Raw genomic sequence first — 20,400 nt, 5'->3', positions numbered from 1 at the left:
ACAGCGCACCTCGGCACGGACGACGACCCGGACCCCGGCGGGAGGAGCCCGGAAGGGCACCGGCCGCACCGGCGGCCCGACGACGCCCGCACGCTCCCGTCCTGCCGACCGGGGCGGTGCCGGCCGCCCCGAACCCCGGCCACCGGTGCGCGTCCGCGCGCGCCGGTGGTTCGTGGGCCTCGACCCGTGGCGCCGCGTCCTGCTCGTCGTCGGCGCGCTCGCGCTCGTGGCGGTCGCCGTCGCGGCCGTCGTGGGGCTCACGCGCGGCGGCGCGGCCGCTGACGACGGCGGCTTCGCCGTCGACCCGGCGCGCGTCGCGGAGCTCGAGGCGGCCGAGCAGGAGCGCGACGCCGAGAACCTGGTCGCGTCGATCGACCACGCCCGGTATCTCCAGACCGAGCTCGTCCCCGTCCTGCACGGCCTCCACGCGGTGCTCCCCGTCGACGGGTCGAGCGCCGTCCCGGCGGACCCGGCGGACGTCGCGGCGTGGCACGCGACCGTCGACGGCCTCGTCGCCGAGACCGAGGCGCTCGCGAGCGGCTCCTCCGAGCACAACATCGTCCGCAACGGGATGCTCACGTCGCTCGAGCTCGTCGGGGACGCGCTCGACGCCGTCGGGCTCGCCGCGAGCGCCGACCCCGCCGCGGCCCCGGACCTGTACGCCCTCGCGGGCGACCTGCGCACGCGCGCCGTCGAGACGTGGGGTCTCGCCGCCGTCCAGCTCGACCTGCGCTCGACGGCCGGCGGCCAGGGCCACGTCCACGTCTTCCTGCCCGTCCACCCCGACGACTCGCTCGACGGGGGCCTCGGCCTCGGCCACACGGGCGGTGATGAGGGCGGCCACGAGGGCGCCGACGGCGAGGACGCGCACGACCATTGAGCCGACCGACCACCGTCCATCGGACGACCGCGGCCCGCACGGGCCGCCCACCGACCTCCCGGTCGGGCGCCCTCCGGGGTGCAGGCCGAGCCCGACCGGGAACTCCCGTCCGTCAGCGGCGGGGCAGGGCCATGACGACGTCCGCATGGGTCTCCCCGCCGACGACGTACGTCCGGCTCCCGACCACGGCGAACCCGTGCTTGCGGTAGAAGGCCTGGGCGCGCGCGTTGTGCCCGTTCGTGCCGAGCCAGAGGGGGAGCCCGGGCCCGAGCAGCGCCGCGGCCCCCGTCGTCGCGGTCATGAGCACGCTCGCGACGCCCGTGCCCTGCGCGGCGGGGTGCACGTAGATCTTCGACAGCTCCACCGCCTCGCCCGGCCCGACCGCGGCCGCCACGTCCGGGTCGTCGGGGAGGCCTCGTGCCAGCAGCGCGTACCCGAGGGGGCCGCTCGCGGCCTCGGGCGACCCGGCGTCGCTCGCAGTGACCGCCGTGGCGGTCGAGGTGCCGGTCGAGGTCCCGGGCGACGACGCCGCCGTCTCGACGAGCAGCAGCGCGTGCGCGGCGCTCGCGGCCCACGCGCGGAACCGGTCGGGCGAGAGCTGCGTCGCGACGTGCTCGGCGATCGCGTCGGGCGACGTGCCGGGCGGGCACGCGAGCGGGAACGTGAGCGCGGCCAGGTCCGCGAGCGCGGCGGCGTCGGCCGTCGTCGCGCGGCGCACGGCCGTCGTGGCGGTGGTGGTGTCGTCCGGCATGCCAGGAAATCTACGCCCGCGGTCTCCGCCCACGGCACGGTGGGCACCGCGGTGGCGCAGCGGTGGCGCACCGGTGGGGTCCGCGGCGGGGCCCGCCGAGCGCGCGTCCCGGGCATGATGGACGCGTGACGCGCATCGACCTCAACGCCGACCTCGGCGAGGGCTTCGGCCGCTGGACCCTCGGCGACGACCAGGCCCTGCTCGGCCTCGTGACCAGCGCGAACGTCGCGTGCGGGTTCCACGCGGGCGACGCGACGACCATGCGGACCGTGACGCGGGACGCCGCCGCGCGCGGGGTGCGGGTGGGCGCGCACGTGAGCTACCGGGACCGGGCGGGCTTCGGGCGGCGGTTCATGGACGTGGACCCCGGCGAGCTCGCCGACGAGGTGCTCTACCAGCTCGCCGCTCTCGACGGGTTCGCCCGGCTCGCGGGGGACCGCGTGCGGTACGTCAAGCCGCACGGCGCGCTCTACAACGCGATCGTCCACCACGAGGCGCAGGCCCGGGCCGTCGTCGACGCGGTGCGCGCCTACGACCCCACGCTGCCCGTCGTCGGGCTGCCCGGCTCGGCCGTGCTGCGGCTCGCGGACGCGGCGGGACAGCCCACCGTCCGCGAGGCCTTCGCGGACCGCGGCTACCTCCCGTCGGGCGAGCTCGTCCCGCGCGGGCGGCCGGGCGCCGTCGTGCACGACGGCGACGAGGTCGCCCGGCGCGTCGTCCGGCTCGTGACGACCGGCACGGTCGAGGCCACGGACGGCACGTCGCTGCGCGTCGAGGCGGACTCGGTGTGCGTGCACTCGGACACCCCCGGGGCGGTCGGGCTGCTCGGGGCGCTGCGGACCGCGCTCCAGGAGGCCGGGGTCGTCGTGCGGCCCTTCGTCGACGCCCCGCACGGCGGGTCGGCGGGCGCGGACGCCGTGCCGTGACAGCCGGAGGTTCCCCCGCTCCCGGGTCGCCGGTCCGCGACGCGGCCGACGTCCCCGACGGCGAGGTGACGGTGCACGCGTTCGGCGAGGCCGCGCTGCTCGTCGACCTTCCCGACCTCGCCGCCGTGCGCGCGCTGCACCGCGCCCTGGGCGACGCGCCGCCCGGCGTGGTCGACGTCGTCCCGGCCGCCCGCACGGTGCTCGTGCGCTGCGCGGCGCCTTCGGACGTCCCCGCCGCCCGGGCGTGGCTGCGCGCGGCGGTGCGGCGCGCGTCGACGACCGGCCCCACCACCCACGTCGGGGAGCTCGTCGAGATCCCCGTGCGCTACGACGGCCCCGACCTGGACGACGTCGCCCGCTGGGCGGGCCTGAGCGTCGAGGAGGTCGTCGCGCGGCACCACGGCCGCGAGTACGAGGCCGCGTTCGGCGGGTTCGCGCCGGGCTTCACGTACCTCTCCGGGGTCGATCCCGCGATCGCCGCCCCGCGCCTGGCCACCCCGCGCACCCGCGTCCCCGCCGGCTCCGTGGCGCTCGCGGGCGGGCTCACCGCCGTCTACCCGGGGGAGTCCCCGGGCGGGTGGCGCCTCCTCGGCCGCACGGACGTGCAGATGTTCGACGTCGACCGGGACCCGCCCTCGCTCGTCGCGCCCGGCGCGCGCGTGCGGTTCGTGCCGGTCCGCGCGGCCGTGACCGCGGGCGGCGGCCCGCTCGTGCCGTCGGGGAGGGCGCAGCAGGACGGGAGCGCGGGGGCGCCGCGCGTGCAGCCCGCACAGGACGGGGCCACCACCCCCTCGCTGCCGGCCGCGCGCGCCCTGGAGGTGCTCGCGACGGGTCCCCTCGCGCTCGTCGAGGACGCGGGGCGCCCGGGGCTCGCCGCTGTCGGCGTCGGGCCGTCGGGAGCGGCCGACCGCGCGTCGCACGCGCTCGCGAACCGGCTCGTGGGCAACCCGGACGGTGCGGCGGCGATCGAGGTCACCCTCGGCGGTCTCGCCGTGCGGTTCGCCGGCGGGGCGGTCGTCGCGCTGGCGGGGGCGGCGGTCCCCGCGAGCGTGGACGGGAGCCCGGTCGGCATGCACGCGGCCCTCCGGGTGCCCGACGGCGGTACCCTCCGCCTCGGCCTGGCGGCGCGCGGTCTGCGCACCTACCTCGCGGTGCGTGGCGGGCTCCGGCCGCCCGCGGTCCTCGGGTCGCGCGCGCGGGACGTGCTGGCCCGGCTCGGTCCGGAACCCCTGCAGCCGGGCGACGTCGTCGCGGTGGGGGCCGCGCCGTCGGGCAGGTGGCCGTGGCCCGACGTCGCACCGGTGCGGTTCCCGCCCGGCGAGCCGCGTCCGGGCGAGCGGGCGGGCGCGGTGCTCGAGGTGCTGCCCGGGCCGCGGTCCGACTGGTTCCTCCCCGGTGCGGGGCACGCGCTGCGCGCGCTGCGGACCGTGTCGCCGGACAGCGACCGCGTCGCCCTGCGGCTCGACGGCCAGGCCGTGCCCCGCAGGCCGGGGGAGCTGGCGTCCGAGGGGCTCGTCCGCGGCGCGGTCCAGGTCCCGCCCGACGGGCGTCCCGTCGTCTTCCTCGCGGACCGCCCGGTCACCGGGGGATACCCCGTCATCGGGGTGCTCCGCGAGCGGGACGTCGACCGTGCGGCCCAGCTCCGACCGGGGGACCGCGTGATCCTGCGGCTCGCGACGACGGTCTGAGCGCGGCGCCGGGGGAGCGTGGGAGGGCGGGGCGGACGGCCGCACGTCGTGCCGTGCGGCGAGCGGCAGCGTCCCTGTGGGCCGGGTCACCGGGGAGCGGCTTGACCATGTCGCGCGAGGCCGCGTAATGTTCTGGATGTCGGCCCGACAGGGAGGAACAGACACCGCCTCGAACGATCGAGGGTGGCTGGTCCCGGGGTCGAAACCCTTCCACCGCATGGCGTAGAGTGTTCTCTGCCCGCGACGAGGAAGACCACGGCGACTGGACCACGGCGAACAGCCGGGGTTGAGGAGCCGGGGAAGACCTGGTAAGGTTGAGGGGTTGCCCCAAGCGAGGTTCTGCCCGGTCGGGTGGTGCTGAGTTGGTGTGTGTCGGTTGTTTGAGAACTCAACAGTGTGCTTGTTAGTCAATGCCAAATTTTTTGTCCCTGTGGCATGGCTGGCCTGGTTGCCCGTCGGGTGGTTGGGTTGGTTGTGTCTGGGATTCCTTTGGTTGATTTCGGAAGATGATGTCATCTTTCGTGTTGATGCCAGTTTTGTGAACCCTGTTGGGGTTCGCTTCGTATGGATTGTTCACTGCCGGGTTTTGTCCTGGTGGTGGGCGTTGTTCATTTACGGAGAGTTTGATCCTGGCTCAGGACGAACGCTGGCGGCGTGCTTAACACATGCAAGTCGAACGATGATGCCCAGCTTGCTGGGCGGATTAGTGGCGAACGGGTGAGTAACACGTGAGTAACCTGCCCTTGACTTCGGGATAACCCCGGGAAACCGGGGCTAATACCGGATATGAGCCGTCCTCGCATGGGGGTGGTTGGAAAGTTTTTCGGTCAGGGATGGGCTCGCGGCCTATCAGCTTGTTGGTGGGGTGATGGCCTACCAAGGCGACGACGGGTAGCCGGCCTGAGAGGGCGACCGGCCACACTGGGACTGAGACACGGCCCAGACTCCTACGGGAGGCAGCAGTGGGGAATATTGCACAATGGGCGAAAGCCTGATGCAGCGACGCCGCGTGAGGGATGAAGGCCTTCGGGTTGTAAACCTCTTTCAGCAGGGAAGAAGCGCAAGTGACGGTACCTGCAGAAGAAGCGCCGGCTAACTACGTGCCAGCAGCCGCGGTAATACGTAGGGCGCAAGCGTTGTCCGGAATTATTGGGCGTAAAGAGCTCGTAGGCGGTTTGTCGCGTCTGGTGTGAAAACTCGAGGCTCAACCTCGAGCTTGCATCGGGTACGGGCAGACTAGAGTGCGGTAGGGGAGACTGGAATTCCTGGTGTAGCGGTGGAATGCGCAGATATCAGGAGGAACACCGATGGCGAAGGCAGGTCTCTGGGCCGCAACTGACGCTGAGGAGCGAAAGCATGGGGAGCGAACAGGATTAGATACCCTGGTAGTCCATGCCGTAAACGTTGGGCACTAGGTGTGGGGCTCATTCCACGAGTTCCGTGCCGCAGCAAACGCATTAAGTGCCCCGCCTGGGGAGTACGGCCGCAAGGCTAAAACTCAAAGGAATTGACGGGGGCCCGCACAAGCGGCGGAGCATGCGGATTAATTCGATGCAACGCGAAGAACCTTACCAAGGCTTGACATGCACGAGAAGCCACCAGAGATGGTGGTCTCTTTGGACACTCGTGCACAGGTGGTGCATGGTTGTCGTCAGCTCGTGTCGTGAGATGTTGGGTTAAGTCCCGCAACGAGCGCAACCCTCGTCCCATGTTGCCAGCGGGTTATGCCGGGGACTCATGGGAGACTGCCGGGGTCAACTCGGAGGAAGGTGGGGATGACGTCAAATCATCATGCCCCTTATGTCTTGGGCTTCACGCATGCTACAATGGCCGGTACAAAGGGCTGCGATACCGTAAGGTGGAGCGAATCCCAAAAAGCCGGTCTCAGTTCGGATTGGGGTCTGCAACTCGACCCCATGAAGTCGGAGTCGCTAGTAATCGCAGATCAGCAACGCTGCGGTGAATACGTTCCCGGGCCTTGTACACACCGCCCGTCAAGTCACGAAAGTCGGTAACACCCGAAGCCCATGGCCCAACCGTTCGCGGGGGGAGTGGTCGAAGGTGGGACTGGCGATTGGGACTAAGTCGTAACAAGGTAGCCGTACCGGAAGGTGCGGCTGGATCACCTCCTTTCTAAGGAGCTACCAACCCTCGCCTTGCCGGTGTTTGCTGGTGGGTGGGTGGTTCAGGTGCCACGCCATCGCCGTCCGTGTGGTGGGTGGTTGCTCATGGGTGGAACATTGACGAAAGAGCTTTCTTGGTCTTGCTGGTGTCAGTACCTGCCGGCTCGCACGTGTCTCTTCGGGGTTCGTGTGGGTGGTGGTGGAACATCACGGGTGAGACTGGGGGGCTTGTCGAGCACACTGTTGGGTCCTCAGGTCACCGGCCACCGGTTGGTGGGGTGCCTGGTACGGGCCGGTCCTTGGACCACGAACCGCTTCGTCTGCGCTCTTGTATGAGGGTGTGGGTGGGGTAGGCGGGTCTGGTGGGGTCGGGGTCGTTGGTTGTTTGAGAACTGCACAGTGGACGCGAGCATCTTTGTAAAGATCAAGACGCACCCTTTCGGGGGTGTGGTTCTTGGTTCTCTGCAGTTTTGTTGTTTTTGTTGAAGTTTTTAAGGGCACAGGGTGGATGCCTTGGCACTAGGAGCCGAAGAAGGACGTGGTAGCCTGCGATAAGCCTCGGGGAGCTGGCAAACGAGCTGTGATCCGAGGGTTTCCGAATGGGGGAACCCCGCACGAGTCATGTCGTGTGACCCGCACCTGAATATATAGGGTGTGTGGAGGGAACGTCGGGAAGTGAAACATCTCAGTACCGACAGGAAGAGATATTCCGTGAGTAGTGGCGAGCGAAAGCGGATGAGGCCAAACCGGGCGCGTGTTCAAGCTGTCAGGCGTTGCGTGTTCGGGGTTGTGGGACCCTTCTGGTGGATCTGACAGTCCACCGGGGAGTAAGAAAGCCGTGTCATAGTCGAACCGCATTGAAAGGCGGACCACAGACGGTGCGAGTCCGGTAGACGAAATGGTGCGGCCTCCCGAAGGGGATCCCAAGTAGCACGGGGCCCGAGAAATCTCGTGTGAATCTGGCAAGACCACTTGCTAAGCCTAAATACTACCTAGTGACCGATAGCGGACCAGTACCGTGAGGGAAAGGTGAAAAGTACCCCGGGAGGGGAGTGAAATAGTACCTGAAACCGTGTGCCTACAATCCGTTGGAGCCTCCTTGGCTGGGGTGACAGCGTGCCTTTTGAAGAATGAGCCTGCGAGTTAGTGCTCAGTGGCGAGGTTAACCCGTGTGGGGAAGCCGTAGCGAAAGCGAGTCCGAACAGGGCGCCCATAGTCGCTGGGTCTAGACCCGAAGCGAAGTGATCTAGCCATGGGCAGGTTGAAGCGCGGGTAAGACCGCGTGGAGGACCGAACCCACCAGGGTTGAAAACCTGGGGGATGACCTGTGGTTAGGGGTGAAAGGCCAATCAAACTTCGTGATAGCTGGTTCTCCCCGAAATGCATTTAGGTGCAGCGTCACGTGTTTCTTGCCGGAGGTAGAGCTACTGGATGGCCGATGGGCCCTACAAGGTTACTGACGTCAGCCAAACTCCGAATGCCGGTAAGTGAAAGCGTGGCAGTGAGACTGCGGGGGATAAGCTCCGTAGTCGAGAGGGAAACAGCCCAGACCACCGGCTAAGGCCCCTAAGCGTGTGCTAAGTGGGAAAGGATGTGGAGTTGCACAGACAACCAGGAGGTTGGCTTAGAAGCAGCCACCCTTGAAAGAGTGCGTAATAGCTCACTGGTCAAGTGATTCCGCGCCGACAATGTAGCGGGGCTCAAGTACACCGCCGAAGCCGTGGCATCTGCGCTCAACTCAGGCCTTCGTGGTCCAGAGGCGCAGGTGGGTAGGGGAGCGTCGTGTGGGCGGTGAAGCCGCGGGGGAACCCAGCGGTGGAGCCCACACGAGTGAGAATGCAGGCATGAGTAGCGAAAGACGGGTGAGAAACCCGTCCGCCGAATGACCAAGGGTTCCAGGGCCAGGTTAATCCGCCCTGGGTAAGTCGGGACCTAAGGCGAGGCCGACAGGCGTAGTCGATGGACAAGGAGTTGATATTCTCCTACCGGCGAAGAACCGCCCATACCGAGCCCGGTGATGCTGACCGCCCAAACCTGCCCATCGACCCTTCGGGGTCACCGGGCAGGGGCGCGCGGGACCCAATCCGGTAGTAGGTAAGCGTATTAACAGGGGTGACGCAGGAAGGTAGCCCGGCGTGGCGATGGTAGACCACGTCCAAGGCTGTAGGCCGTCGGGTAGGCAAATCCGCCCGACATGAAGGTTGAGAGCTGACGGTGAGCGCACAAGCGCGAACTGGGTGATCCTATGCTGCCAAGAAAAGCCTCGGCGCGAGGTTCTAGCCGCCCGTACCCCAAACCGACTCAGGTGGTCAGGTAGAGAATACTAAGGCGATCGAGAGAATCGTGGTTAAGGAACTCGGCAAAATGCCCCCGTAACTTCGGGAGAAGGGGGGCCCGAAGCGTGAACACCCTCGCGGTGGGAGCGTGGACGGCCGCAGAGACCAGGGAGAAGCGACTGTTTACTAAAAACACAGGTCCGTGCGAAGTCGCAAGACGATGTATACGGACTGACGCCTGCCCGGTGCTGGAAGGTTAAGAGGACGGGTCAACCCTTCGGGGTGAAGCTCAGAATTTAAGCCCCAGTAAACGGCGGTGGTAACTATAACCATCCTAAGGTAGCGAAATTCCTTGTCGGGTAAGTTCCGACCTGCACGAATGGCGTAACGACTTCTCCGCTGTCTCAACCGCGAACTCGGCGAAATTGCACTACGAGTAAAGATGCTCGTTACGCGCAGCAGGACGGAAAGACCCCGGGACCTTTACTATAGCTTGGTATTGGTGTTCGGTGCGGCTTGTGTAGGATAGGTGGGAGACTGTGAAGCCCGTACGCCAGTGCGGGTGGAGTCAACGTTGAAATACCACTCTGGCCGCTTCGGATGTCTAACCTCGGTCCGTGATCCGGACCAGGGACAGTGCCTGGTGGGTAGTTTAACTGGGGCGGTTGCCTCCTAAAATGTAACGGAGGCGCTCAAAGGTTCCCTCAGCCTGGTTGGCAATCAGGTGTCGAGTGCAAGTGCACAAGGGAGCTTGACTGTGAGACTGACAGGTCGAGCAGGGACGAAAGTCGGAACTAGTGATCCGGCGGTGGCTTGTGGAAGCGCCGTCGCTCAACGGATAAAAGGTACCCCGGGGATAACAGGCTGATCTTGCCCAAGAGTCCATATCGACGGCATGGTTTGGCACCTCGATGTCGGCTCGTCGCATCCTGGGGCTGGAGTAGGTCCCAAGGGTTGGGCTGTTCGCCCATTAAAGCGGTACGCGAGCTGGGTTTAGAACGTCGTGAGACAGTTCGGTCCCTATCCGCTGCGCGCGCAGGAAACTTGAGAAGGGCTGTCCCTAGTACGAGAGGACCGGGACGGACGAACCTCTGGTGTGCCAGTTGTTCCGCCAGGAGCACCGCTGGTTGGCTACGTTCGGAAGGGATAACCGCTGAAAGCATCTAAGCGGGAAGCCTGCTTCAAGATGAGGTTTCCATACCCTACGGGGTGAGAGGCACCCAGCAGAACACTGGGTCGATAGGCCGGACGTGGAAGCGGGGACGAAAGACCCGTGCAGCTGACCGGTACTAATCAGCCGACAACTTCAACACCAAACACTTTGCTACGCGTCCACTGTGCGGTTCCCGAACCACCAACACCACACCCCACACGGGGTGCCCCGGTGTCGAGGAGGTTCAACAGAGTTACGGCGGTCACAGCGAAGGGGAAACGCCCGGTCCCATACCGAACCCGGAAGCTAAGCCCTTCAGCGCCGATGGTACTGCCCTGGAGACGGGGTGGGAGAGTAGGACGCCGCCGGACAACCCTTCACCGAAGGCCCACCCCACACGGGGTGGGCCTTCGGCATATCCGCACCCCTATTGCTGAGCTCTCGGCCGGCCGAGACAGACCTGCGGTTCGCCAGACAGGACCGCGGTCGCGAGAAGTAGAACCGTGGTCGAGAGGTGGAACGGCTGCCGGGCGAGGTAGGGCCGTGGTTCTCGTGCTCGACGGCGTGCGGCCGGCCTGGACCGTCGAGGTGGTTGGTGGTGCCGCGTCTACCATCCGCCGCTCGTTCCTCGCGGATCCCACCAGGCCCGCCACGAGGCGGTACCAGCACCCACCCCGCCCGGCTTGTCTCACCTTGTCGTGGCTCGCCCGGCGTCCGCGCGCGGTGTCGTCTGTTGCGGGCGCGGTCCCGTCTTGCTCCGGACCGCGCGGCTGGCTACGCGTCGCCTGACCACCGCTCACCCGGGTGCCTCGTGGTGTCGGCTTCGCGAGCGAAGCCCGGCTGCCACGTCCGGTCGCCGCGCGATGTTGCCCACCACCTTCCGCACTGCTGCGACACAGGTTGGGGGCTCGCCGTCCTGGTCGCCTTCGTGACCGCCCTCGCGGTCGTGACGTCATGCCGAGCAGGCGGTTTCGGCTCATCTGGGGAGCCAGACGAGCCATGGTTGCCTGTTCGTCCTGTCAGCAGCGCCTGGTCGGCCCGTCCTCAGGGCGTCCAGCTCGCGCGGCCAGGCTCGCTCTTCGGCCGGACGGTCTCGGCCACATCCGTGTGACGAGAGGTCGGCGACGCGGTGGGCACGACGTCGGTCCCCACTAGAATGGCTGTCATGTCCACCATCTCCCGTGACGAGGTCGCGCGCGTCGCCGCGCTGGCCCGCATCGATCTGCGACCCGAGGAGCTGGACCGGCTCTCCGGCGAGCTCGACGTGATCGTCGACGCCATCGCCAAGGTCAGCGAGGTCGCGACGCCCGACGTCCCCGCGACGAGCCACCCGATCCCGATGTCGAACGTCTTCCGTGACGACATCCCCGAGCCGCCGCTGCCCGTCGAGGACGTCCTCGCGGGCGCGCCCGCGGCGGAGGACGGCCGGTTCTCCGTACCGCAGATCCTCGGGGAGGAGTGAGATGACGGACCTGACACGGCTCTCCGCGGCCGAGCTCGCCGAAGGGCTCGAGGCGCGCGACTTCTCGAGCGTCGAGGCCACCCAGGCGCACCTCGACCGGATCGGCGCGGTCGAGGGCGCGATCAACGCGTTCCTCCACGTCAACACCGAAGAGGCGCTGGCGACGGCGCGCTCCGTCGACGACCGCCGCGTCGCGGGCGAGCCGGTGCACCGGCTCGCCGGTGTGCCGATCGCGGTCAAGGACGTCGTCGTGACCAAGGGCATGCCGACGACGGCCGGCTCCAAGATCCTCGAGGGCTGGGTGCCGCCGTACGACGCGACGCTCGTCGAGAAGATCCGCGCCGCCGGGCTGCCGATCCTCGGCAAGACGAACATGGACGAGTTCGCCATGGGCTCGTCGACCGAGCACTCCGCGTTCGGCAACACCCGCAACCCGTGGGACCTCGACCGAATCCCCGGCGGGTCGGGCGGCGGCTCCGCCGCGGCGGTCGCGGCGTTCGAGGCCCCCCTCGCGATCGGCACGGACACGGGCGGCTCGATCCGTCAGCCCGGGGCCGTCACCGGCACCGTCGGCGTCAAGCCGACGTACGGCGGCGTCTCCCGGTACGGGCTCATCGCGATGGCGTCCTCGCTCGACCAGGCGGGCCCCGTCACGCGCACGGTGCTCGACGCCGCGCTGCTGCACGAGCTCATCGGTGGCTACGACCCGCGCGACTCCACGTCGATCCCGGGCCGCGGGCCGGCGCTCGTCGACGCCGCGGTCCAGGGCGCCACGGGCGACCTCTCGGGCCTGCGCGTCGGCGTGGTCAAGGAGCTCACGGGCGAGGGCTACCAGGAGGGCGTGAGCGCGCGCTTCGCGCAGTCGCTCGACCTCCTGCGCGGGCTCGGCGCCGAGATCGTCGAGGTCTCCTGCCCGCACTTCGAGTACGCGCTCGGCGCGTACTACCTGATCATGCCGTCGGAGGCGTCGAGCAACCTCGCGAAGTTCGACGGCATGCGCTTCGGCCTGCGCGTGGAGCCCGAGGAGGGCCCCGTGACCGCGGAGCGCGTCATGGCCGCCACGCGCGGCGCGGGCTTCGGCGACGAGGTGAAGCGCCGCATCATCCTCGGCACCTACGCGCTCTCGGCCGGCTACTACGACGCCTACTACGGCAGCGCGCAGAAGGTCCGCACGCTCATCCAGCGGGACTTCGCCGCCGCCTTCGAGCAGGCGGACGTCCTCGTCTCGCCGACGGCGCCGACCACGGCGTTCCGGTTCGGCGAGAAGCTCGACGACCCGCTCGCCATGTACCTCAACGACGTCGCGACGATCCCCGCGAACCTCGCGGGGGTCCCCGGGATGTCGGTGCCGTCGGGCCTGTCGGACGACGGCCTGCCCGTCGGCTTCCAGATCCTCGCGCCGGCCAAGGCCGACGACCGCATGTACCGGGTGGGCGCCGCGCTCGAGGCCGCCCTGGTCGGCTCGTGGGGCGGACCGCTGCTCGACCGCGCGCCCGCGCTGCCCACGGCCACGAACGCACAGGAGGGCCAGGTCGGATGACCGCCACGACCGTCGACCTCGTCGACTACGCCGACGCCACGCGCCGCTACGACCCCGTCATCGGGATCGAGGTGCACGTCGAGCTCGGCACGCTGACCAAGATGTTCTGCCCGGCCGAGGTGAGCTTCGGCGCCGAGCCGAACACCCAGGTGACCCCGGTCTCGCTCGGGCTCCCGGGCGCCCTGCCGGTCGTCAACGGCAAGGCCGTCGAGTACGCGATCCGCATCGGGCTCGCGCTCAACTGCCAGATCGCCGAGACGTGCCGGTTCGCGCGCAAGAACTACTTCTACCCGGACGTCCCGAAGAACTTCCAGACGTCCCAGTACGACGAGCCCATCGCCTACGACGGGTGGATCGACGTCGAGCTCGAGGACGGGACCGTGTTCCGCGTCGAGATCGAGCGCGCGCACATGGAGGAGGACGCCGGCAAGAACACCCACGTGGGTGGGGCGACCGGTCGCATCCACGGTGCCGAGTACTCGCTCGTCGACTACAACCGCGCCGGCATCCCGCTCGTCGAGATCGTCACGCGGCCGATCACGGGCGCGGGCGACCGCGCCCCCGAGGTCGCGCGCGCGTACGTGCAGACGCTGCGCGACATCTTCCGGGCGCTCGACGTGTCCGAGGCGCGCATGGAGCGCGGCAACGTCCGCGCCGACGTGAACCTCTCGCTGCGCCCGACAGCCGAGTCGCCGCTCGGCACGCGCACCGAGACGAAGAACGTCAACTCGTTCCGCTCCGTCGAGCGGGCCGTGCGCTACGAGGTCTCGCGCCAGGCCGCCGTGCTCGACGCGGGCGGCACTGTGGTCCAGGAGACCCGGCACTGGCACGAGGACACGGGCATCACGACGTCGGGCCGCGTGAAGTCGGACGCCGAGGACTACCGGTACTTCCCGGAGCCCGACCTCGTCCCGATCGCGCCGCCGCGCGAGTGGATCGAGGAGATCCGTGCCGGGCTCCCCGAGCTCCCGGTCGCGCGCCGCCGTCGGCTCCAGGGCGAGTGGGGCTACGCCGACGCCGAGATGCGCGACGTCGTCAACGCGGGCGCGCTCGACCTCATCGAGGCCACCGTCGCGGCGGGCACCAGCCCGGCCGGTGCGCGCAAGTGGTGGATGGGCGAGCTCGCGCGCCGCGCCAAGCAGGACGAGGTGGCGCTCGAGGCGCTGCCCGTCACGCCCGCGCAGATCGCCGCCCTGCAGGGTCTCGTCGACGCGGGCCGGATCAACGACAAGCTCGCGCGCCAGGTGCTCGACGGCGTGCTCGCCGGCGAGGGGGACCCGGAGGCGGTCGTCACCGCCCGGGGCCTCGAGGTCGTCTCCGACGACGGTGCGCTGCTCGCCGCGATCGACGAGGCGCTCGCCGCGCAGCCGGACATCGTGGAGAAGGTCCGGGGCGGGAACCTCGGGCCCGTCGGGGCGATCATCGGTGCCGTGATGAAGGCGACCCGCGGCCAGGCGGACGCGGGCCGCGTGCGCGAGCTCGTCCTCGAGCGGATCGGCTGACCGCCGTGACGCGCGGACCGGTCGTCCTGGGAGAGATGGTGCGTCTGCGCCCGATCGAGGCGCGGGACGCGGACCGCATGTGGGAGTCGTTGCAGGACCCGGAGGCCAACCGGCTCACGGGGACGACGGCGACCTTCACGCGCGAGCAGATCGACGAGTGGGTGGCGACCGTCAGCGACCGGGACGGCCGGTACGACTGGGCCATCACGCCGGGCGCGGTGCGTGACGGGCAGCCGGTGAGCGACGAGCTGATCGGCGAGATCGTGCTCAACGACCTCGACGAGCACGCGCGCTCGGCGAACCTGCGGCTCGCGCTGCTCCCGAACTACCGCGGGCGCGGCTACGGTCGCGAGGCCATCTTCGAGGTGCTGCGGTTCGCGTTCGACGGGTCGACGGACGTGGACGGCGTCCGGCACGAGGGACCGCGCCTGCACCGCGTGAGCCTCGACGTGCTGAGCATCAACCCCCGCGCCCGGATGCTCTACGAGTCGTTGGGCTTCCGCGAGGAGGGGCGACTGCGCGACGTCTACCGCGACGGCGACGGGTGGGCGGACGCGACGGTCATGAGCATCCTCGAGGACGAGTTCCGGGCGGGCCTCGGCGCGTCCTGAGCCGTCCGCGGGCACGACCGCACGAAGGGCCCGGCAGCATCCGCTGCCGGGCCCTTCGTCGTCCCGTCCTGCACCAGCTCCTCGCCGCGCGGACGTGCCCGTCAGGCGCGGTACGCCTGGCGCAGCAGCTCCACGCCGTCCAGCGTGCCCTCGAAGGACGTGCCACCGGTCATGACGACCACGAGCTTCTGGTCGGGGAAGAGCGCCAGGAGCTGGCCGCCCAGGCCGAGGGCGAAGACCATGCCGAGGTCCGGGTCGGCCCACCAGTGCCAGCCGTACGCGCCGATCCAGGGGTAGGTCCGGGTGCGGGGGCGCCAGCACTCGCGCAGCCAGTCGAGCGGCGCGACCTCCTCGCGCAGCACGGCGGTCCCGAGGCGCGCGAGGTCGGTCGGGAGGAGGCACAGCCCGTTGCCCGCGTGGCTGTAGCCGTTCCGGTCCGCGTAGAAGCGCCAGCGGCGGATGCCCGACGGGCGGAAGAGGTGCTCCTCCGCCAGCTGCTCGACGCTGCGACCCGTGCGCCGGTGGAGCACCGCACCGAGCAGGTGCGAGGACCCCGTGGAGTACCACATCGTGCGTCCGGGCTCGTCGACCAGCGGCCGCTCCACGACGGCGCGCAGCAGGTCCTTGCTCGCGGTGAGCGGCGGGGCCGAGCCGCGCCAGACGCCGAACTCCGGCCACTCGAGCCCCGACGTCATCCCCAGCAGGTGCTCGACGGTGATGGCGCGCTTGCGCTCGTCGTCGACCGGCACGTGCGGCAGGTGCGCCAGCGCCGAGGACGACAGGTCGACGTCGACGAAGCCCGCGAGGATGCCGGTGACGCTCTTCGTCACCGAGTTCAGCTTGGCGAGGCGGTCCGCTCCGTCGTGGCGGCGGAACCACGTGCGCTCGGTGGTCCCCGCGTGCACGACGACGAGCGCGTGCACGCCGGCGGTGCGCAGCCGCCGCTCCCAGCGCCGGCCGGTCCAGAGGTCGTCGATCATGGGGCAGGAACGTAGCGGCTCCGGCTCGCGGCGGACGACAGGACTACCGACGCGCGGCCGGACCGCACCGTGGTTGACATCACCCGACCCACGACGTACATTCATAAGACGGAAACAAACTTCCGAGATGTGGAATCCACTCCGAAGGTTGGGCGGTCGAGCCGCCCGGCCCGGTCGTCGAGAGGGAACGCAGCGATGACGCTGGACGAGTTCAACCGGTGGTCGCCGGACGAGGCGCGGGACGCGCTCCTCGCGTGCGCCCACGTGGACCGCTGGGCCGAGGAGGTCGCGGCCGGTCGCCCGTACGCGACCGTGGAGGACGCCGTCGAGGCGGCGCTCACCACCGCCGACCCGTGGACGGACGACGAGGTCGACTCCGCGCTGGCGCGCCACCCCCGGATCGGCGAGCGTGCCGAGGGGGAGGCCGCGGACGCGAGCATGTCGCGCTCCGAGCAGGCCGGGGTCGACACCTCCGACGACGACGTGACGCGCCGGCTCGCCGAGGGGAACCGCGCGTACGAGCAGCGGTTCGGCCACGTGTTCCTCGTCCGGGCCGCCGGGCGCAGCGCCGAGGAGATCCTCGAGCAGCTCACCGAGCGGCTGGGCAACGACGCCGAGACCGAGCGGGCGAACGCCGCCCGCAACCTGCGCGAGATCGCCGCGCTGCGGCTGAAGGGAATGCTGACGGCATGAGCACCCACGCCAGCCACATCACCACGCACGTACTCGACGCGGCCAGCGGTAGGCCCGCCGAGGGGATCACCGTCCGCCTGGAGGCGGCTCCGGAGATCGCGGAGGGGACGACGGGGCAGGGCTGGTCCCTGGTGGCGTCCTCCCGCACGAACGACGACGGTCGCGTGCCCCAGCTCGGGCCCGAGACCCTCGTCCCCGGTACGTACCGGCTCGTGTTCGACACGGCCGAGTACTTCGACCGGCGAGACACCGTGTCCTTCTACCCGGAGGTCGTCATCGTCTTCCGGGTGGCGAGCGCTGAGCAGCACTACCACGTCCCCGTCCTGCTCAGCCCGTTCGCCTACTCGACCTATCGAGGGAGCTGACATGAGCACCACCACGACTGCCGAGCAGTCGGCGGCCACGCAGAGCAGCGGGGCCATCGTCCTGGGCGACAACCAGTGGGGCAAGGCGGAGGTGCGCCTCGTGCGCGTCGACCGCTCCACGCCCCGGCACGAGATCACGGACGTCAACGTCTCCTCACAGCTGAGGGGCGGGCAGGAGGCCACGCACCGCGAGGGGGACAACTCCCGGTGCGTCGCGACGGACACGCAGAAGAACACGATCTACGCGTTCGCCCGTGACGGCGTCGGCGCGATCGAGGACTTCGCCATCCGCCTCGGGCAGCACTTCGTCGAGGACTTCGAGTGGATCGAGGGCGGGCGCTGGGAGATCGAGCAGTACTCCTGGAACCGCATCGAGACCTCGGCCGGCGAGCACGACCACGCGTTCGTCCGCAACAACCAGGAGACGCGCACCACGGTCGTGCAGCGCGACGGCGACGAGGTCTTCGTCGTCTCGGGCCTCACGGACCTCGTCGTCCTCAAGTCGACGGGCTCGGAGTTCCACGGGTTCCCGCGCGACCGCTACACGACGCTCGTCGAGACGGACGACCGCATCCTCGCGACGTCGGTCACCTCGCGCTGGCGCTACACGACCACCGACGTCGACTTCGACGCGGTGTACGCGAAGGTCCGCGCGATCCAGCTCGAGGCGTTCGCGACGACGCACTCGCTCGCGCTCCAGCAGACACTCTTCGCGATGGGCAAGGCCGTCCTGGAGGCCGTCCCGGAGATCGCGGAGATCAAGTTCTCGATGCCGAACAAGCACCACTTCCTCGTGGACCTGGCGCCGTTCGGCCTCGACAACCCGAACGAGGTCTTCTACGCGGCCGACCGCCCGTACGGCCTCATCGAGGCGACCGTCCTGCGTGAGGACGTCCCGGCCGAGCCGCGCGCCTGGGCGACCGTCACCGGGTTCTGCTGAGCCGACATGACGGACGGACGCGCCCTGCCGGGCCGCGGAGTACCCGCGGCCGGGCAGGGTGCGCCCATCTCAGGGCGCCGCGGTGATGAGCTCGCGCGTGAGCTCGCTCGCGACGCGGTGCAGCACCGGGACCGCGTGCTCGCCGAACTCGTACGTCACGCGGGCCGCGGGCCCGGAGACGGACAGCGCGGTGGGGGTCGGGGCGTCGGGCACCGCGACGGCGAAGCAGCGCACGCCGAGCTCCTGCTCGCCGTCGTCGATCGCGTACCCGCGCTCGCGGGTCGCGGCGAGCTCCGCGAGGAGCGCGTCGACGTCGGTGATCGACTGGTCCGTCGCGGGCGGCATGCCGACGCGGCCCATGATCTCGCGCACCGTCTGGTCGGGGAGCTGGGCGAGGACCGCCTTGCCGACGCCCGTGCAGTGCGTGTAGACGCGCCGTCCGACCTCGGTGAACATGCGCATCGAGTGGCTCGACGACGCCTGGGCGACGTAGACCGCCATGTCGCGGTCGATCATCGCGAGGTTCGCCGACTCGCCGAGGTCGTGGGCGAGGCGCTCCAGGTAGGGGCGCGCGCCGGCGCCGAGCTGGCGGCCCGCCGACTCGCCGAGCCGGATGAGGCGCGGGCCGAGGGTGTACCGCCGCGACGGCGTCTGGCGCACGTAGCCCTGGGCGAGCAGCGTGCGCAGCAGGCGGTGGATCGTGGGCAGGGGGAGCCCCGCGTGCTGCGCGAGCTCGCTCAGGCCGGACTCGCCGCCGAAGTCGGCGAGCAGCTCGAGCAGCTCGATCGCGCGGTCCACAGACTGCACGCCCCCGGCCGGCTTCGCCGGCCGCGTGCCCGGGGCGCTCTCCGTCGGCTCCGTCGCCGCCGAGGTCTCGGCCATCTCACCATCTCCTGTCCACCAGGTGCCGCCCGACGGCGGGCGCACCTCGCCTGAGCAGTGCGGGAACCTCCCGCGCTCCCTTCCGCATCACGGAAGACACGCATCAGCATACGAGAAGAAGGAACGAACATGACGTCCGAGACGAAGGCCCCGGAGACGCAGGCCGCGACGGCGAAGAACGCCGCGACCAGCCCGAGCTACTCCATCACGCTGCGCGTCGAGGCCCCCAGCGGTCACCGCACCGCGAGCGACCTCGTCGCGGCCGTGAGCGCGACGGGTGCCGCGATCACGGGCGTCGACGTCTCGGAGTCGGGCGCCGACCGCCTCGTCGTCGACATCACGGCCGACACCGTCGACGCCGCGCACGTGGAGCAGATCCGGGACGCGCTGAGCGCGCTCGACGGCCTCACCGTGCGCCACGTGAGCGACGCGACGTTCCTCATGCACCTCGGCGGCAAGCTCGAGGTCAACCCCAAGGTGCCGCTGCGCCACCGCGCCGACCTGGCCCGCGCCTACACGCCAGGCGTGGCGCGCGTGTGCCTCGCCATCGCGGAGCGGCCCGAGGACGCGCGCCGTCTGACGGTCAAGCGCAACACGGTCGCGGTCGTGACCGACGGCACCGCCGTCCTCGGGCTGGGCGACATCGGTCCCGCCGCGGCCCTCCCCGTCATGGAGGGCAAGGCCGCGCTGTTCAAGCAGTTCGCGGGCGTCGACGCGTGGCCGGTGTGCCTCGACACGACCGACACCGAGGAGATCATCCGCACGGTGAAGGCCATCGCGCCCGTGTACGGCGGCATCAACCTCGAGGACATCTCCGCGCCGCGCTGCTTCGAGATCGAGCGCCGCCTGCGCGAGGAGCTCGACATCCCCGTGTTCCACGACGACCAGCACGGCACGGCGATCGTCGTGCTCGCGGCGCTGACGAATGCGCTGCGCGTGGTGGGCAAGGCCATCGAGGACGTGCGCATCGTCGTCTCCGGCGTCGGCGCGGCGGGCAACGCGATCATCGCGCTGCTCCAGGGCCAGGGCGCGGGCAACATCGTCGCGTTCGACCGCCAGGGCGCGATCCACCCCGGCGCGAGCCTCACCGACGAGCACCGCCGCCGCCTGGCGGAGACGACCAACCCCGACGGCTTCACGGGCACGCTGCGCGAGGGCCTGGCCGGGGCCGACGTCTTCATCGGCGTCTCCGGGCCGAACATCCTCACGGGCGACGACATGGCCACCATGGCCGACGACGCGATCGTCTTCGCGCTGGCGAACCCCACGCCGGAGGTCGACCCGATCGCCGCGGCGCAGCACGCGACGGTCGTCGCCACGGGCCGGAGCGACTACCCGAACCAGATCAACAACGTGCTCGCCTTCCCGGGCCTCTTCCGCGGCCTGCTGGACGTCGGCGCGAGCGAGATCACCGACGAGATGCTGCGCGCCGCGGCCGTCGCGATCGCCGACGCCGTCGCGCCCGAGGAGCTCAGCGCGAGCTACATCGTCCCGAGCGTCTTCGAGCCGGCCGTCTCCACGGCCGTCGCGCGCGCCGTCGCCGAGGTCGCGGAGCGCGACCGCGCGGGCCAGGCTCAGGAGAGCAGCACGTCGGGCCACCACGTCGGGTCGGCAGCCCGGTCCTGACG

The 20,400-nt window shown here is 69.9% G+C and carries 14 protein-coding genes and 3 rRNA genes; 14 read left to right on the top strand and 3 right to left on the bottom strand.

Features of this window, described 5'->3' with window-relative positions:
• The first annotated feature begins 172 nt into the window (after positions 1-172).
• Positions 173-880: a hypothetical protein gene (locus tag HKK73_RS13055; RefSeq protein WP_170963681.1), complete on the top strand. Its 708-nt coding sequence runs from the start codon at positions 173-175 to the stop codon at positions 878-880.
• Positions 881-992: 112 nt separating this feature from the next.
• On the opposite strand, the gene HKK73_RS13050 is transcribed toward HKK73_RS13055, so the two are convergent.
• The gene (locus tag HKK73_RS13050) at positions 993-1,631 is read right to left on the bottom strand and encodes an N-acetyltransferase (RefSeq protein ID WP_171468164.1); all 639 of its coding nucleotides are present in this window, start codon (positions 1,629-1,631) and stop codon (positions 993-995) included.
• 125 nt (positions 1,632-1,756) lie between these two features.
• Between HKK73_RS13050 and HKK73_RS13045 the strand changes: the two genes are divergently transcribed.
• The 9 genes from HKK73_RS13045 to HKK73_RS13005 all read left to right on the top strand — a co-directional run bounded on the left by HKK73_RS13045 (position 1,757) and on the right by HKK73_RS13005 (position 14,912).
• Entirely contained in the window at positions 1,757-2,557 is an 801-nt protein-coding gene (locus HKK73_RS13045) for a LamB/YcsF family protein (protein WP_171468163.1), read from the top strand.
• Positions 2,554-4,245 (top strand): urea amidolyase family protein, encoded by a 1,692-nt coding sequence (locus HKK73_RS13040; protein ID WP_253705641.1) that lies wholly within the window; start codon positions 2,554-2,556, stop codon positions 4,243-4,245. The genes HKK73_RS13045 and HKK73_RS13040 overlap by 4 nt, the downstream gene beginning before the upstream one ends.
• Before the next feature lie 611 nt (positions 4,246-4,856).
• A 16S ribosomal RNA gene (locus HKK73_RS13035) occupies positions 4,857-6,378 on the top strand.
• Positions 6,379-6,849: 471 nt separating this feature from the next.
• Positions 6,850-9,957, top strand: a 23S ribosomal RNA gene (locus HKK73_RS13030).
• Between the two features lie 94 nt (positions 9,958-10,051).
• Positions 10,052-10,168 (top strand): 5S ribosomal RNA (gene rrf / locus HKK73_RS13025).
• Together the 16S, 23S and 5S rRNA genes form the textbook arrangement of a ribosomal RNA operon.
• 794 nt (positions 10,169-10,962) lie before the next feature.
• Positions 10,963-11,259 (top strand): Asp-tRNA(Asn)/Glu-tRNA(Gln) amidotransferase subunit GatC, encoded by a 297-nt coding sequence (gene gatC, locus HKK73_RS13020; RefSeq protein WP_021480419.1) that lies wholly within the window; start codon positions 10,963-10,965, stop codon positions 11,257-11,259.
• A 1-nt stretch (position 11,260) separates the two neighbouring features.
• Positions 11,261-12,799 carry an Asp-tRNA(Asn)/Glu-tRNA(Gln) amidotransferase subunit GatA gene (gene gatA / locus HKK73_RS13015; protein ID WP_171468162.1) on the top strand — a complete coding sequence of 513 codons (1,539 nt, stop codon included), beginning with the start codon at positions 11,261-11,263 and terminating at the stop codon, positions 12,797-12,799.
• The gene (gatB, locus tag HKK73_RS13010; protein WP_171468161.1) at positions 12,796-14,301 is read left to right on the top strand and encodes an Asp-tRNA(Asn)/Glu-tRNA(Gln) amidotransferase subunit GatB; all 1,506 of its coding nucleotides are present in this window, start codon (positions 12,796-12,798) and stop codon (positions 14,299-14,301) included. The genes gatA and gatB overlap by 4 nt, the downstream gene beginning before the upstream one ends.
• A gap of 5 nt (positions 14,302-14,306) precedes the next feature.
• The gene (locus HKK73_RS13005) at positions 14,307-14,912 is read left to right on the top strand and encodes a GNAT family N-acetyltransferase (protein ID WP_034652222.1); all 606 of its coding nucleotides are present in this window, start codon (positions 14,307-14,309) and stop codon (positions 14,910-14,912) included.
• Positions 14,913-15,013: 101 nt separating this feature from the next.
• Here HKK73_RS13005 and HKK73_RS13000 read toward each other — a convergent pair whose 3' ends face one another.
• A complete protein-coding gene (locus HKK73_RS13000) occupies positions 15,014-15,892 on the bottom strand; it encodes a serine hydrolase (protein ID WP_171468160.1) in 879 nt (292 codons plus the stop codon).
• Positions 15,893-16,087: 195 nt separating this feature from the next.
• Here HKK73_RS13000 and uraD point away from each other — a divergent pair, with 195 nt between their 5' ends.
• Genes uraD through pucL form a run of 3 tightly spaced genes read left to right on the top strand, consistent with a single transcriptional unit; the run spans position 16,088 to position 17,890 of the window.
• Complete coding sequence (uraD, locus tag HKK73_RS12995; RefSeq protein ID WP_085387603.1) at positions 16,088-16,585, top strand: 2-oxo-4-hydroxy-4-carboxy-5-ureidoimidazoline decarboxylase; 498 nt, start codon at positions 16,088-16,090, stop codon at positions 16,583-16,585.
• The gene (uraH, locus tag HKK73_RS12990) at positions 16,582-16,950 is read left to right on the top strand and encodes a hydroxyisourate hydrolase (RefSeq protein WP_021480424.1); all 369 of its coding nucleotides are present in this window, start codon (positions 16,582-16,584) and stop codon (positions 16,948-16,950) included. Before uraD ends, uraH begins: the two co-directional genes overlap by 4 nt.
• Position 16,951: 1 nt before the next feature.
• The gene (gene pucL, locus HKK73_RS12985; protein WP_051028101.1) at positions 16,952-17,890 is read left to right on the top strand and encodes a factor-independent urate hydroxylase; all 939 of its coding nucleotides are present in this window, start codon (positions 16,952-16,954) and stop codon (positions 17,888-17,890) included.
• A gap of 69 nt (positions 17,891-17,959) precedes the next feature.
• On the opposite strand, the gene HKK73_RS12980 is transcribed toward pucL, so the two are convergent.
• Positions 17,960-18,772: an IclR family transcriptional regulator gene (locus tag HKK73_RS12980; protein WP_051028102.1), complete on the bottom strand. Its 813-nt coding sequence runs from the start codon at positions 18,770-18,772 to the stop codon at positions 17,960-17,962.
• Positions 18,773-18,901: 129 nt separating this feature from the next.
• On the opposite strand from HKK73_RS12980, the gene HKK73_RS12975 reads away from it, so the two are divergent.
• Positions 18,902-20,398, top strand: coding sequence for an NAD-dependent malic enzyme (locus HKK73_RS12975; RefSeq protein WP_171468159.1), 1,497 nt, complete (start codon positions 18,902-18,904; stop codon positions 20,396-20,398).
• Positions 20,399-20,400: the final 2 nt, after the last annotated feature.

Source organism: Cellulosimicrobium sp. 72-3, assembly GCF_013127315.1.
GTDB lineage: Bacteria > Actinomycetota > Actinomycetes > Actinomycetales > Cellulomonadaceae > Cellulosimicrobium > Cellulosimicrobium funkei.
The sequence above is the reverse complement of the archived record's forward strand: the minus strand, read 5'-3'. Positions and strand labels throughout refer to the sequence as shown.